The sequence below is a fragment of the Ciceribacter thiooxidans genome (genome assembly GCF_014126615.1).
In the GTDB taxonomy this organism is placed as follows: domain Bacteria; phylum Pseudomonadota; class Alphaproteobacteria; order Rhizobiales; family Rhizobiaceae; genus Allorhizobium; species Allorhizobium thiooxidans.
The window spans coordinates 1,694,203-1,708,603 of the sequence record NZ_CP059896.1 but is presented as its reverse complement, the minus strand read 5'-3'; the positions used below and the strand labels follow the sequence as shown (position 1 = coordinate 1,708,603).

General features: G+C 63.6%; 12 protein-coding genes. 10 read left to right on the top strand and 2 right to left on the bottom strand.

From position 1 onward, the window contains the following. The first annotated feature begins 151 nt into the window (after positions 1 to 151). Positions 152 to 2,644, top strand: a complete 2,493-nt coding sequence (locus tag H4I97_RS08085) for a ComEC/Rec2 family competence protein (protein WP_244658742.1) — start codon at positions 152 to 154, stop codon at positions 2,642 to 2,644. On the opposite strand, the gene lexA is transcribed toward H4I97_RS08085, so the two are convergent. Further along, complete coding sequence (gene lexA, locus H4I97_RS08080) at positions 2,625 to 3,338, bottom strand: transcriptional repressor LexA (RefSeq protein ID WP_182307379.1); 714 nt, start codon at positions 3,336 to 3,338, stop codon at positions 2,625 to 2,627. The two genes, H4I97_RS08085 and lexA, sit on opposite strands and share 20 nt — an antisense overlap. Positions 3,339 to 3,554: 216 nt before the next feature. Between lexA and H4I97_RS08075 the strand changes: the two genes are divergently transcribed. Both H4I97_RS08075 and kdsA read left to right on the top strand, forming a co-directional pair. After that, positions 3,555 to 4,451 (top strand): VOC family protein, encoded by an 897-nt coding sequence (locus H4I97_RS08075; protein WP_182307378.1) that lies wholly within the window; start codon positions 3,555 to 3,557, stop codon positions 4,449 to 4,451. After that, positions 4,451 to 5,296 carry a 3-deoxy-8-phosphooctulonate synthase gene (gene kdsA / locus H4I97_RS08070; RefSeq protein ID WP_182307377.1) on the top strand — a complete coding sequence of 282 codons (846 nt, stop codon included), beginning with the start codon at positions 4,451 to 4,453 and terminating at the stop codon, positions 5,294 to 5,296. Before H4I97_RS08075 ends, kdsA begins: the two co-directional genes overlap by 1 nt. A gap of 81 nt (positions 5,297 to 5,377) precedes the next feature. Here kdsA and H4I97_RS08065 read toward each other — a convergent pair whose 3' ends face one another. Continuing rightward, the gene (locus H4I97_RS08065; protein WP_182307376.1) at positions 5,378 to 7,375 is read right to left on the bottom strand and encodes a methyl-accepting chemotaxis protein; all 1,998 of its coding nucleotides are present in this window, start codon (positions 7,373 to 7,375) and stop codon (positions 5,378 to 5,380) included. 300 nt (positions 7,376 to 7,675) lie between these two features. Between H4I97_RS08065 and eno the strand changes: the two genes are divergently transcribed. The 7 genes from eno to H4I97_RS08030 all read left to right on the top strand — a co-directional run bounded on the left by eno (position 7,676) and on the right by H4I97_RS08030 (position 14,350). Next, complete coding sequence (gene eno, locus H4I97_RS08060; protein ID WP_182307375.1) at positions 7,676 to 8,950, top strand: phosphopyruvate hydratase; 1,275 nt, start codon at positions 7,676 to 7,678, stop codon at positions 8,948 to 8,950. 144 nt (positions 8,951 to 9,094) lie between these two features. Further along, entirely contained in the window at positions 9,095 to 9,415 is a 321-nt protein-coding gene (locus tag H4I97_RS08055; RefSeq protein WP_182307374.1) for an FtsB family cell division protein, read from the top strand. A gap of 144 nt (positions 9,416 to 9,559) precedes the next feature. Then, entirely contained in the window at positions 9,560 to 10,609 is a 1,050-nt protein-coding gene (pdhA, locus tag H4I97_RS08050) for a pyruvate dehydrogenase (acetyl-transferring) E1 component subunit alpha (RefSeq protein WP_182307373.1), read from the top strand. A 17-nt stretch (positions 10,610 to 10,626) separates the two neighbouring features. Next, positions 10,627 to 12,018, top strand: coding sequence for a pyruvate dehydrogenase complex E1 component subunit beta (locus H4I97_RS08045; RefSeq protein WP_182307372.1), 1,392 nt, complete (start codon positions 10,627 to 10,629; stop codon positions 12,016 to 12,018). A gap of 15 nt (positions 12,019 to 12,033) precedes the next feature. Beyond that, entirely contained in the window at positions 12,034 to 13,362 is a 1,329-nt protein-coding gene (locus H4I97_RS08040; protein ID WP_182307371.1) for a pyruvate dehydrogenase complex dihydrolipoamide acetyltransferase, read from the top strand. An 18-nt stretch (positions 13,363 to 13,380) separates the two neighbouring features. Next, complete coding sequence (locus H4I97_RS08035) at positions 13,381 to 14,019, top strand: SGNH/GDSL hydrolase family protein (protein WP_182307370.1); 639 nt, start codon at positions 13,381 to 13,383, stop codon at positions 14,017 to 14,019. A gap of 91 nt (positions 14,020 to 14,110) precedes the next feature. After that, entirely contained in the window at positions 14,111 to 14,350 is a 240-nt protein-coding gene (locus H4I97_RS08030) for an HP1242/YdcH family protein (protein ID WP_182307369.1), read from the top strand. The last annotated feature ends 51 nt before the right edge of the window (positions 14,351 to 14,401 follow it).

The following is a 14,401-nucleotide window of genomic DNA, read 5'->3' as shown; positions in this document are numbered from 1 at the left end:
GCCAGCAACACATCGTGATTTCCGAAGCTTATCTCCGTGCCATCATGAAGTGTTTCAGGCTTTCTTTCGCGCGCATTGATTGCTACAGTTTGCCGGTGAGGCGGATGCCGCAGCGTCGGCGTCCGGTCCTCCGATCGGGGCTGGGGCCATCTTGGAAAAGATCGCGGAAGACCGCGCCGGGAACGGAGCAGGGGAAGGGCCGACGCTCGCCATTACTATCCCCCTCGACGCGATTGTCGTCGCGCAACCGCGCTCGGCTGGAGCACTCGTCGTCCGTCAGGCGACCGGTGGGGAATGTCTTGTTGACCGTATTTCCCGTTCTGCGGCGTTGATCGCGCAGTCGGCGCACGCGGCGATTGGTCGCGAGGAGGCGTTCGGGCGCGTCTTCCTGTTCGTGCCCGTCGCACTGGGGACCGGTGCCGTCCTCTGGTTTGCCTTGCCGCAGACCCTGCCGATCGTAGCGCCGGTGTTCCTGTTTGCTGTTTCCTCCGTCTTTGCGGTGCTCTCGCGTTTCGGCAGCCCCATGGCACATCGGATATGGTCGGCGCTGGCGCTCTGTGCCATCGGAATGCTTCTTGCGGATCTCGAGACCCGCAGGATGCAGACGGTCCTTCTCGATACGCCGGTCACGACACAAGTGACGGGAAGGGTGCTTCGGCGGGAGGCGGGGGCGACCGGCGAATGGCGCTACCTCGTCCGCGTAGAGGCGACGGCGGAGCCGCGGATCAGGCGTGCGCCGGAAGAGGTCGTGCTCATGACCCGCGCCCGACACGAGCCTTTCGCCCTCGGCGAGGTGCTGCGGGGAAAGGCACGGCTCTCGCCACCTTCCGGACCGGCTTTGCCCGGCCTCGACGACTTCTCCTTCTCCGGCTACTTCGGCGGGATCGGCGCCGTCGGCTATTTTCTCGGAGCGCCGACGCATGTCGAAAGATCGGCGGTGAGCGGTACCGGCCCATGGTGGGAGGCCGCCGAGCAGACGCTTCTTATTGTCCGCGACGGCATCACCCAGCGAATCAGGAGAACAGTTCCGGGCGACGCCGGCGGCTTTGCCGCCGCGATCCTCACCGGCGACCGTCGATCGATGTCGGCGGCGACGACCGAGGCATTGCGGCTTTCGGGACTGGCGCACATCACCGCGATTTCCGGCCTCCACATGGCGCTCGCCGCCGGCATCTTCTTTGTCGGCCTGCGCAAGCTGCTCAGCCTCTCGCCGGCGATCGCCCAGTCCTGGCCGATCAAGAAGATCGCTGCCATGGCCGCGCTGGCCGCTGCCTTCCTCTACCTGATGATCTCCGGCTCGCAGGTCTCCGCCATCCGCGCCTTTCTGATGACCGCGATCATGCTGGTTGCCGTCCTGTTCGACCGCCCGGCGATCAGTCTGCGCAACCTCGCACTGGCGGCGATCGTCATTCTCGTTGTTTGGCCATCACAGGTGCTCGGTGCCAGCTTCCAGATGTCGTTTGCCGCCACCGCAGGACTGATTGCCGGCTACGACGGCTGGCGCCGGCGCGCGGCACGGCAATCGCGCTATGCGCCGGACTTTCCCGGCCGGAGGATCCTTTCCTTCCTGTGGAATTTCGCGGCCGGCACCTTCCTGACGTCGCTGATTGGAGGACTGGCGACGGCAATCTTCGCCGTCGCCCATTTCCATCGACTGGCACCTTACGGTCTTGTCGCGAATCTCGCGGCAATGCCGATCATCTCTGTGGTGGTGATGCCGGCGGCACTTGCGGCAATGCTGCTCATGCCGTTCGGCCTCGATATGCCCTTTCTCATCCTCGCAGGCGAGGGGCTTGAGATCGTCATCGTGATCGCGACCACGGTCGCGAGCTGGAGTGAGGGCACGTCCGTCGGACGGCTTGCAGCATGGTTCCTGCCGCTCGCGAGCGTCGGACTGTTGTTACTCACCTTGCTGCACACACGCCTTCGGTGGATCGGCGCTGTCATCCTCGTCGTGGCGATCGGACTTGCGATCCTCCTGCCGCCGGAAGACACTGCCGACCTCATCGTCTCGGAGGACGGACGCCTGGCGGGTCTGCCCGGCCCGGACGGCAGGACGATCGCGACGAACCGCAACAAACCGTCGGACTTCCTCTTCTCACAATGGCAGCACGCGCTTGCGCGTCCGGATCATCTCGGCCCGCTCCGCAGCGAGGACGGTGCCGTCGCCGGCACTCGGGCGGAGGGAGCGGACCGGTTGTCCGTCGAACAGATAAGGACCGTTCGCGAGATGATGCGGCGACAGTTCGCAGCGTCACCCTCCGGCCGATTTCTCTGTACGGGAAAAGTCTGGTGCATCGTCCGGCTGTCGAAAGGGTGGCGGATCGCCACCGTCGAGGACCCGGCACTTCTCGGCGCCGCCTGCGATACTGCCGATTTCGTGATCACGCCGCGCCGTTCACCTTTCGGTAGCTGTCGCTCCGGCGCGAATATGATCGATGCGGAAGTGCTGCGCCGCACGGGCGCAACCGAGTTCTATCTTGGAAATCACGACGATCGGGATATCCGTCAGCGCACCGCATACACCACTCTCGACAGGCCGTGGCAGCGGCATCGACTTTACGACTGGCGGACCGACAGCTTCGCCGACGGGGAGCCCGCAGCGGGTGCGAACGCCGCAAAGGTCAGTGATAGCGGCGGATAAGTCCGACGAGCTTGCCCTGAATCTTCACACGATCAGGGCCGAAGATGCGCGTCTCATAAGCCGGGTTCGCTGCCTCGAGCGCGATCGAATCGCCCCGGCGGCGGAAGCGTTTCAGCGTCGCTTCCTCGTCGTCCACGAGTGCCACCACGATGTCGCCGGGCGTTGCGTTGCTGGCGTTGCGGATGATGACCGTGTCGCCGTCGAGAATGCCGGCCTCGATCATCGAATCACCCTTGACCTCGAGCGCATAGTGCTCGCCCGATCCGAGCATCTCCGCCGGGATGGTGATTTCGTGGGTGTTGTGCTGGATTGCCGAGATCGGCACGCCGGCCGCGATCCGGCCCATGACCGGGACGGCGACCGAATTCGAACGCTCTTCCGCGGGCGGCTTGGCCGCAGGGGCAGGTTGGCCCTTCCCAAGGCTTCCCTCGATCACGCTCGGGGAGAAACCCCGGCGCGGTTGCAGGCTGGACGAATAGGCCTCCGGCAGCCTGATGACTTCCAGCGCCCGCGCCCGGTTCGGCAGCCGCCGGATGAAACCGCGCTCTTCAAGCGCCGTGATCAGGCGGTGGATACCGGATTTCGATGCGAGGTCGAGCGCATCCTTCATCTCGTCGAAAGACGGTGGCACGCCCGATTCCTTCATCCGTTCGTGAATGAAGAGAAGCAGTTCCTGTTGCTTGCGCGTCAACATGTCCAGAGCCCCGTCGTGTGAAACAAATCCAGAACATACACTATCTGTTCCATATGTGTTCCGCAAGTCCCTAAATATTGGTAAGCAGTTGGCCGTTCGGTGGAATTTTCGCCTGCGTTCGCATCCCGGCGAACGCCGATGGGATGAGGCCGCAGCCGCCTTGCAAAGCGCCCGCAAATCGCGCAAACCAGACGCGGTCGACAAGGAGGGCGCGGGATGTCCACTGCCATGGAGACGCCGCGCGGCGTCGATCACATCGTTCTGCCGGTGCACGGGCTGAAGCCCGCACGCGAACGGCTCGGGGCGCTGGGTTTTACGGTCGCCGCCGATGCGCTGCATCCCTTCGGCACTGAGAACGCCTGCGTCTTCTTCTCCGACAAGACCTATCTTGAGCCGCTTGCGGTGGCGAGTCGCGAGACGTGCGAAGAGGCCGTCCGCAAGGGCAATGTCTTCGTCGCCCGGGATCGCGCCTTCCGTTTCCGCGCGTCGGACGGTGAGGGGTTGTCGGGGGTCGCGGTTGCCTCAACGGATGCGGCGGCGGACCACGAGGTCTATGTCGAGCACGGCCTGTCGGCTGGCGAAATCCTGCATTTCTCGCGGCCGCTGAGATTGCCGGATGGCACCGAGGCAACGGCCTCGTTCAGGCTTGCATTCGCCGCCGACCTGCGCGCGCCCGATTTTCTCCTCTTCTCCTGCGAACGAGCCAATCCGCTACCGGCGGATCGCGCCGCGCTGGAACGCCACGAGAACGGTGTGACGGGCATCTCCGCCGTCGTGCTCACCGAAGAAAATCCCTCCGACTTCCAGGAGATGCTGGAGACCGTCTTCCACCAGCGTGAGATCGAGGCGCATTCCTTCGGCATCGTCGTGCCTTCGGTAAACGCGAAGATCGAGGTGCTGACGCCCGCCGGCCTTGCGGGCTATTTCGGGCTCGACGCGCGAAATGCCGGCCGCGGCCTCGTCGGTGCGGCGATCGTCTTCCGGACCGGGGATATCGGCGTGACAGAACGCCTGCTGGCTGCTAATGGCGTTCGCCATACACGCAAGGATGGCCGCCTGATCGTACCGTGTGAAGCGGGGCAGGGCGCGCATTTCGTTTTCCAGGAGGAATAATGAGCACTTCGACCAATTCCGAAGTCGTCGTCGGCGAAGGTAGCACGAAGGTCGTCTTCTCCAATTCCAGGCGTTTCTCGTTGATCGCCGGTCCCTGCCAGATGGAGAGTCGCGATCATGCCTTCATGATCGCCGGAAGGCTCTCCGAGCTCTGCCGCGAGCTCGGCGTGGGCCTCGTCTACAAGTCGTCCTTCGACAAGGCGAACCGCACCTCGCTGTCCGCGCAGCGCGGCATCGGGCTCGACAAGGCGATGGAGGTCTTTGCTGATCTCAAGACGGAGTACGGATTTCCGGTCCTGACCGACGTGCACACGGAAGAACACTGCCGGCTGGTCGCGTCGGTGGTCGACGTCCTGCAGATTCCGGCCTTCCTCTGCCGTCAGACCGATCTTCTGGTGGCTGCCGCCCAGACCGGCCGCGCCATAAACGTGAAGAAGGGCCAGTTCCTCGCCCCCTGGGACATGAGGAATGTGCTGAACAAGATCAATGCCAGCGGCAATCCCAATGTGCTGTTGTGCGAGCGCGGCGCCTCGTTCGGATACAACACCCTTGTTTCCGACATGCGCGCGCTGCCGATCATGGCGTCAACCGGTGCTCCGGTGGTGTTCGACGCGACCCATTCCGTGCAGCAGCCGGGAGGTCAGGGCGGTTCCTCCGGCGGTCAGCGGGAATTCGTCGAGACGCTGGCGCGCGCCGCGGTTGCCGTCGGCGTCGCCGGCCTCTTCATTGAGACCCATGAGGATCCCGACAACGCCCCCTCCGACGGACCGAACATGGTGCCGATCGACCAGATGAAGCGGCTTCTCGAAAAGCTGCTCGCTTTCGACGCCGTCGCCAAGGGCTGAGCGACCGCGAGGCGCAAGATCGGAATGACATGAGAAAAGGCGCCGGTCCTTCGATCGGCGCCTTTTTCTGTGCGGGCGGTTTCAGAACTCTTCCCAGTTGCCGCCTGTAACCGCACCGCCGCCGAGACCGAGGGCGCCGGCGAGTTTCTGACCGAGCGCTCGGGCAGGCGAGGGGGTGGGACGGGTTTTCTCACCGGGAAGGGCGACTGCAGGCTTCCGAGCCGCGGGTGCGGTTGCGGGGCGCGATGCCGGCGGAAGGGCCGCTGCGGTGGCGTGTGCCCGGACGGCAGTGCCGGGCCCGAGTGCGAAGCGTGCCAGCAACGAGTCGAGGTGTCCGGCCTCTTTGGATAGCTCTCGGCAGGACGCATTCGTTTCCTCGACCATGGCGGCGTTCTGCTGGGTGAGCTGGTCCATCCGGTTTACGGCCGAGTTGACCTCGTTGAGCGCCGCGGCCTGTTCGGACGAAGCCTGCGCGATCGTTTCAATCAATCCGTCGACGGCGTTGACCTGGGTGTCGATCTCGCTGAGCGCCGAACCGGTGCGATTGACGAGGGCGACGCCGGCGGCGACCTGCGTGGACGACGTCTCGATCAGCGTCTTGATCTCCTTTGCGGCGTTCGCCGAGCGACCGGCGAGGTCGCGTACCTCCTGGGCGACGACGGCGAACCCCTTGCCGGCTTCACCGGCGCGAGCCGCCTCGACGCCGGCGTTCAGTGCGAGAAGATTGGTCTGGAAGGCGATCTCGTCGATCACATTGATGATCTGGCGGATTCTGGATGCGGAGTCCGCGATCCTGTCCATCGCAGCGACCGCCTCGCCGACGACTGCGGACGAATGGGCTGCGCTCTTCTTGGTGCCGGCGATCATGGTGCCGGCTTCGCGGGCGCGCTCGGTCGCGCTCCGTACGGTGGCGGTGATCTGGTCAAGTGCGGCGGCAGCCTCCTCGAGGGAGGCCGCCTGGGTCTCCGTGCGTCGGGCAAGATCATCGGCTGCGGAGGCGATTTCGGCAGAACCGCTGCGTACCGTCGTTGTTGCGCGCGAAATGTCCGTGAGGGTTTCCGCCATCGCGTCCATGCTGGAGTTGAATGCGCTCCGGAGCGCTTCGTAGTCTGCCGCGAAAGGACGCGCGATCCGGAAGGCGAGGTCCCCGGCGGCGAGCCGATCGAGACCTGCGCTGATGTCTTCGATGACGTGCGCCCGTTCGGCGTCTGCCGCGGACTTCGCTTCCATCTGGCGACGCTCGTCCTCGATCTGGCGTTCGCGCATCTCTTCCTGGCGCTTGCGGTTGACCGAGCGCTCCAGGGCGGCTTCACGAAAGACGGTGACGGCGCCGGCCATCTCGCCGATTTCGTCGCCGCGGCCGTCGAAGGGAACGGGACGGGAATAATCGCCGCTCGCCAGCACCGCCATATAGTCCCGCATGGATGTCAGAGGAACGATCGCCCGCCGGCGAAGGGCAATGAGGCCGCCGAACAGGATGAGGATTGCAAGGAACGCGCCCGCGAACGAAAGGGTGGTAAAAAACGACGTCTCATCGGCCGCCGTCGCTTCGGCCTCGGCTTGGAAGGCGGTTGCCATGGCGACCAGCTCGTTGACCGCACGGTCATGGGCGTGGAAGGCGTCCTTCAGCTGATCGAAGGCATCGACGACGACCTCGTGTTCGCTCTGCTGCAGCGCCGGCTTCACCTTCTGGTCGAGCACGGCCCAGAAGGCGTCGCCCGTATTGACCACATCGCCGAGTAGCTTCTCCTTGAGGTGAGCCGCGAGATCGGTCTCGCTCCAGTAGGCGCGCCGGTCGTCGTAAGCTGGCTTAAGAACTTCGCTTATGCGGCGCAGATTCGGTTCCGTGGTCTCCGGATGCACGGCGGCCTCAAGCGCGAGCGAATAGGACTCGACCACGTAGAGGGGCGGCGGCAGAATGTCGGCGACGAGGTCCTTGCCGTAGACGATCTGCTGGTAGGAGGGTCCGTTCACCTTCAGCTTGTTGAAGGCGTAGGTCTGTATGCCGATGGACGCAAGCATCGCAACGCAGACGACGCTGCCGAAAACGACCAGAGTACGGGCGATATTGAGTTTCATCGTTTCCTCGCAAGAGCGACCAATGGAGTGACTGGGGCCGCCCATTCCAAGAAAGACGACCTCTCGCCCTTTGCGTGAGATTGTCGCCGTGGCTGGGAGGGCCGACAGATCAATGTAGTCAATGCTGATTGCTGATCGCTTAATTCATAGGGCCAGCGATATATTTTCTTCTCGTCTTCCTGAAGCAACGCGTTCCCGGGCGTGCGTCCTCGCGATGTCACACTGCGTGCATTGTATTTTTCCCGTCTTCGATTAAGACAGGCGCCATCCTCAATCCCACCCAGCACCAGGGAGGCGCTCATGACTGCAATCACCGACATCATCGGCCGTGAAATTCTGGACAGCCGCGGCAATCCGACCGTCGAGGTCGATGTCTATCTCGAAGACGGCAGCATGGGCCGCGCGGCCGTCCCGTCGGGCGCCTCGACCGGCGCACACGAGGCTGTCGAATTGCGTGACGGCGGTAGCCGTTATCTCGGCAAGGGTGTCGAGCGCGCCGTCGAGGCCGTCAATACCGAGATATTCGACGCGGTCGGCGGGCTGGACGCGGAAAACCAGATCCAGATCGACAAGGTGATGATCGAGCTCGACGGCACGCCGAACAAGTCGCGCCTCGGTGCAAACGCCATCCTCGGCGTCTCGCTCGCCGTCGCCAAGGCCGCCGCCGAAGCCTCGGGCCTGCCGCTCTATCGCTATGTCGGCGGTCCGAACGCCCATGTTCTGCCGGTCCCGATGATGAATATCATCAACGGTGGCGCCCATGCCGACAACCCGATCGACTTCCAGGAATTCATGATCATGCCGGTCGGCGCCGAAACGATGCGCGACGCCGTGCGCATGGGTTCGGAAGTCTTCCACACGCTGAAGAAGGAACTGGCCGCCCAGGGCCATAACACCAATGTCGGTGACGAAGGCGGGTTTGCCCCGGGCCTCGAAAGTGCGCCGGCAGCGCTCGACTTCATCGTGAAGTCGATCGAGAAGGCGGGCTATCGCCCCGGCGAGGACATGTATCTCGCGCTCGACTGCGCCTCGACCGAGTTCTTCAAGGACGGCAAGTACGTGCTCGAAGGCGAGGGCCGCACGCTCGAGCCGGAAGCCATGGCGGAATATCTCGCCGAACTGGCCGCCAAATACCCGATCATCTCGATCGAGGACGGCATGGCCGAGGATGACTGGGACGGCTGGAAGGTCCTGACCGACAAGATCGGCTCGAAGTGCCAGCTCGTCGGCGACGACCTCTTCGTCACCAATTCCTCGCGTCTTCGCGACGGCATCCGCATGGGTGTCGCGAACTCGATCCTCGTGAAGGTGAACCAGATCGGCTCCTTGGCCGAGACCCTCGACGCCGTGGAGACGGCCCACAAGGCCCGCTACACCGCCGTCATGTCGCACCGTTCGGGCGAAACCGAGGACTCGACGATTGCCGATCTCGCGGTTGCCACCAACTGCGGACAGATCAAGACCGGCTCGCTCGCCCGTTCCGACCGGCTCGCCAAGTACAACCAGCTGATCCGCATCGAGGAGATGCTGGGTCCGCAGGCCCGCTACGCCGGCTCGTCGATCCTGCGCGCCTGACGCCCGAAGATTCCGTTAATCGGCCCGCGCCTCCGAGAGGGGGCGCGGGCCAATTTTTTGCGTGCGCCCCTTATGGTCAACGATCGATTAAGCAATCGCCGCTAGTTTGATCCAAAATCGTTTTGCGTATCAGGGCGTCGCTCCATGTGGACCAGGCAGCACAAGAACCGGAAACTCGGACGTTTCGTCCTTCCGCTCGTGACCGTCGCATTCCTTTCCTATTTCGGTTATCATTCGATCCACGGCGAGCGCGGCCTTATCGCGACGCAGGAATTCGAGAAGCTTCGGTTCCAGCGGAGTGCCGAACTGGCCGAACTCGTTTCGCGCCGCAAGTCGCTCGAGCGGCAGGTTGAATTCCTGAGCGATGGATCGCTCGTACGCGACATGATCGATGAGAAGGCGCGCTACCAGCTCAACGTGTCGCGCCCCGATGAAATTGTGATTTTCAATAATCATTTGGATTAACTGAAAGTCGGTTAATCGCTGATAATAATTATATTTCAATGTGATGTCGTGAATGCGAGCTATGCATTTATGGCATTGCGGCCGCGCGGTTTCTTGCCTATCCTTCGCGCCGACGTAAATTCGACAAAACTTAGGGAGGGACGAATGGCGCCGCGAAAACCTGCGACCGCGAGTGGTCGCAAGCCGACGACCAAGTCTGCCGCAAAGAAAGAATTGACCCAGGGGCTGGTTGCCGAATTCGACCGCCAGAAGGAACTTGACGCCTATCGCGAAATGCTCCTCATCCGCCGCTTCGAAGAAAAGGCCGGCCAGCTCTATGGCATGGGCTTCATCGGCGGCTTCTGTCACCTCTATATCGGCCAGGAGGCCGTCGTCGTCGGCGTGCAGATGGCGCTGAAGGATGGCGACCAGGTCATTACCGGCTATCGCGACCATGGCCACATGCTGGCTTGCGGCATGAGCGCACGCGGCGTCATGGCCGAACTCACCGGTCGTCGCGGCGGGCTGTCCAAGGGTAAGGGCGGCTCGATGCACATGTTCTCCAAAGAGAAGAATTTCTACGGCGGTCACGGCATCGTCGGCGCGCAGGTGTCGCTCGGCACCGGTCTCGCCTTTGCCAACAAGTATCGCGAGAACGGCAATATCTCGGTCGCCTATTTCGGTGACGGCGCTGCCAACCAGGGCCAGGTCTACGAAAGCTTCAATATGGCGCAGCTCTGGAAGTTGCCGGTGATCTACGTGATCGAGAACAACCGTTACGCCATGGGTACTTCGGTTTCGCGCGCATCCGCGCAGACCGACTTCTCGCAGCGCGGCGTCTCCTTCGGCATTCCCGGCATCCAGGTCGACGGCATGGATGTGCGCGCAGTGAAGGCCGCGGCCGAGCAGGCTGCGGCTCATACCCGCTCCGGCAAGGGGCCTGTCATCCTCGAAATGCTGACCTACCGCTATCGCGGCCACTCGATGTCCGACCCGGCGAAGTACCGCTCGAAGGACGAGGTGCAGAAGATGCGTTCCGAACACGACCCGATTGAGCAGGTGAAGAACCGGCTCATGGAAAAGGGTTGGGCGAGCGAGGACGAGCTGAAGGCGATTGACAAGGACGTCCGCGACATCGTCGCAGACAGTGCCGATTTCGCCCAGTCCGATCCGGAGCCGGACGTATCCGAGCTCTACACCGATATCCTGTTGTGAGTGGGGAGGGTTAGCCCATGTCAGTCAATATCCTCATGCCCGCCCTGTCTCCGACGATGGAAGAGGGCACGCTTTCGAAATGGCTCAAGAAAGAAGGCGACAAGGTCTCCTCCGGTGACGTGATCGCCGAAATCGAGACCGACAAGGCGACGATGGAAGTGGAAGCCGTGGACGAAGGCGTGATCGGCAAGATCCTCGTCGACGCCGGCACCGAGAACGTCAAGGTCAATACGCCGATCGCCATCCTGCTGCAGGAAGGCGAGAGCGCTGCCGATCTCGCCGCCGCGCCGAAGGCCGAGGCAGCACCTCAGGCGGCCGCGCCGCAGGTGGAGCAGGCGGAAAAGCCGACCGAAACCGGTTCCGCGTCTGCACCCGTTCCGGCACAACCCGTCGTCGCCGCCGACCCGGACATTCCGGCCGGCACCGAAATGGTCACGATGACCGTGCGCGAGGCACTGCGCGAGGCGATGGCCGAGGAAATGCGGCTCGACCCGGACGTCTTCGTCATGGGTGAAGAGGTCGCCGAATACCAGGGCGCCTACAAGATCACCCAAGGCCTGCTGCAGGAATTCGGGCCGAAGCGCGTCGTCGACACGCCGATCACCGAACACGGCTTTGCCGGCGTCGGCGTCGGCGCCGCCATGGCGGGCCTGCGGCCGATCGTCGAGTTCATGACCTTCAACTTCGCCATGCAGGCGATCGACCAGATCATCAACTCGGCGGCGAAGACACTCTACATGTCCGGCGGCCAGATGGGCGCGCCGATCGTCTTCCGTGGCCCGAACGGGGCTGCCGCCCGCGTCGGCGCGCAGCACAGCCAGGATTATGCCGCCTGGTATAGTCACATCCCCGGTCTCAAGGTCATTCAGCCCTATTCGGCGGCCGACGCGAAGGGTCTCCTCAAGGCTGCGATCCGCGACCCGAACCCGGTGATCTTCCTCGAAAACGAAATCCTCTACGGCCATTCGTTCGAGGTGCCGAAACTCGATGATTTCGTCCTGCCGATCGGCAAGGCGCGCATCCACAAGGCCGGCAAGGATGCGACCGTCGTCTCCTTCGGCATCGGCATGACCTATGCGGTCAAGGCCGCCGAGGAACTGGCGAAGGAAGGCATCGACGTCGAGCTCATCGACCTGCGCACCATCCGCCCGATGGACATTCCGACCGTCGTCGAGTCGGTGAAGAAGACAGGCCGTCTGGTCACCGTCGAGGAAGGCTATCCGCAGTCCTCCGTCGGCACCGAGATCGCGACCCGCGTCATGCAGCAGGCCTTTGATTACCTCGACGCGCCGATCCTGACGGTCGCCGGCAAGGACGTGCCGATGCCCTACGCCGCCAACCTCGAGAAGCTCGCGCTTCCGAACGTCGGCGAAGTCGTCCAGGCGGTCAAGACCGTCTGCTACAAGTAACGGGAGGGCTTGGAAATGCCGATCAATATCACCATGCCGGCCCTCTCCCCGACGATGGAAGAGGGCAATCTTTCCAAATGGCTGGTCAAGGAAGGCGACAAGGTCAGCCCCGGCGATGTCATCGCCGAGATCGAGACCGACAAGGCGACGATGGAAGTCGAAGCCGTCGATGAAGGTACCGTGGCGAAGATCGTCGTCCCGGCCGGCACCGAGGGCGTCAAGGTCAACGCGCTGATCGCGATCCTCGCCGGCGAAGGCGAGGATGTGAGCGCGGCTGCCGCAAGCGGAGCCGCCGCGGCACCCGCGCCGAAGGCCGAGGCCGCTCCGGTGGCGACGCCGGCCCCGGCCGCGGTTCCGGTTGCCGACAAGGCACCGGCGCCGTCGACACCGGCTCCCGTCGCGGCAAGCGGCGACCGCGTCTTTTCCTCGCCGCTCGCCCGTCGTCTCGCCAAGGAAGCGGGCATCGATCTTTCGGCCGTTTCCGGCACCGGCCCGCATGGCCGTGTGGTGAAGAGCGACATCGAAAAGGCGGTTGCCGGCGGCGTCGCCAAGGCAGCACCCGCTGCCGCTGCGCAGGCCGCACCTGCTCCGGCGCTCGCCAAGGCACCGTCAGACGATGCCGTGCTCAAGCTCTTCGAGCCGGGTTCCTACGAACTCGTGCCGCATGACGGCATGCGCAAGACGATCGCCAAGCGTCTCGTCGAATCCAAGCAGACGATCCCGCATTTCTACGTCACGGTCGACTGCGAACTCGACGCCCTGCTCGCCCTGCGCGCTCAGCTCAACGATGCTGCTCCGCGCAAGGATGGCGCTCCCGCCTACAAGCTGTCGGTCAACGACATGATCATCAAGGCGCTGGCGCTCTCGTTGCGGGACGTTCCGGATGCCAACGTCTCGTGGACGGAAAGCAACATGGTCAAGCACAAGCATGCCGATGTCGGTGTCGCTGTCTCGATCCCTGGCGGCCTGATCACCCCGATCATCCGCAAGGCCGAGACGAAGAGCCTGTCCACCATCTCCAACGAGATGAAGGACTACGGCAGGCGCGCGAAGGAACGCAAGCTGAAGCCCGAGGAGTACCAGGGCGGCACCACCGCGGTCTCCAACATGGGCATGATGGGCGTCAAGCACTTCGCAGCCGTCGTCAACCCGCCGCACGCGACCATCCTCGCGGTCGGCGCGGGCGAGGAGCGGGTGGTCGTCAAGAACGGCGAGATGAAGATCGCCAACGTCATGACGGTCACGCTCTCCACCGACCATCGCTGCGTCGACGGCGCGCTCGGGGCCGAGCTCCTCGGCGCCTTCAAGCGCTACATCGAAAATCCGATGGGCATGCTCGTCTGACGCGGAGGCAGGTTCGCGATGAAATCCGTTCTCGCCTACGGTGACAGTCTGACCTGGGGCTACGATCCCGTAGCCCTCGGCCGTCATGCCCATGAGGACCGCTGGACGAGCGTTTTGCAGAAGGCGCTCGGTCACGGGGTCCGGGTCGTGGCCGAAGGCCTGAACGGGCGCACCACCGCTTACGACGACCATCTGGCGGATGCCGAGCGCAACGGCGTGAAACTGCTGCCGAGCGTGCTCGAAAGTCATAAGCCGCTCGACCTCGTCATCCTCATGCTCGGCACCAACGACATGAAGCGGGGCGTGGCCGGCACGGCGATCGCCGCGGTCAAGGGCATGGAGCGGCTGGTGAAGCAGATCCGTCTCCACGACTGGGGCTTCGATTTCGAGGCGCCGGAAATCCTCGTCGTTTCGCCGCCGCCGATCTGCGAGACGGCGAACGCGCCGTTCGCCGCGATGTTCAAGGGCGCGATCGAGGAGTCGGCGATGCTCGCGAGCCTCTATCGCGACATGGCGGATGAACTCGGCTGCGGCTTCTTCGACGCGGGTTCGGCGGCGAAGACGACCCCGCTCGACGGTATCCATCTCGATGCGGAGAATACGCGGGCCGTCGGACGCGCGATCGAACCGGTCGTGCGGATGATGCTCGGCCTGTGAAGATCGTCGGAGAAATTTGACCAAGATCAAGGAGAGCGGCTGACGAGCGTATATGGCTCACTTCGTAACCCCCTCACGAGGAGAAGAAGTAATGTCGAATACGCCGCACGAAATCCAGGACGAGTTTCCGGAACTGGTCGGCAAGATGCACGAGCTCAAGGCGAGCGACGAGCGTTTTGCCCAACTGCTCGAGGACTATCGCGAGATCAATCGCGGGATCCACCGGGCAGAGACGGAAGTGGAACCGGTCGGCGATGCGCAGATGGAAACGATGCGCAAACAGCGGATGGTTCTGAAGGATGAGATTTACGGGATGCTGACGAAGGCGTGATCGCCGGAGGCTTCGTCCCTTGGAAGGGCTTCCCGCGATCGGGGAGCCCGT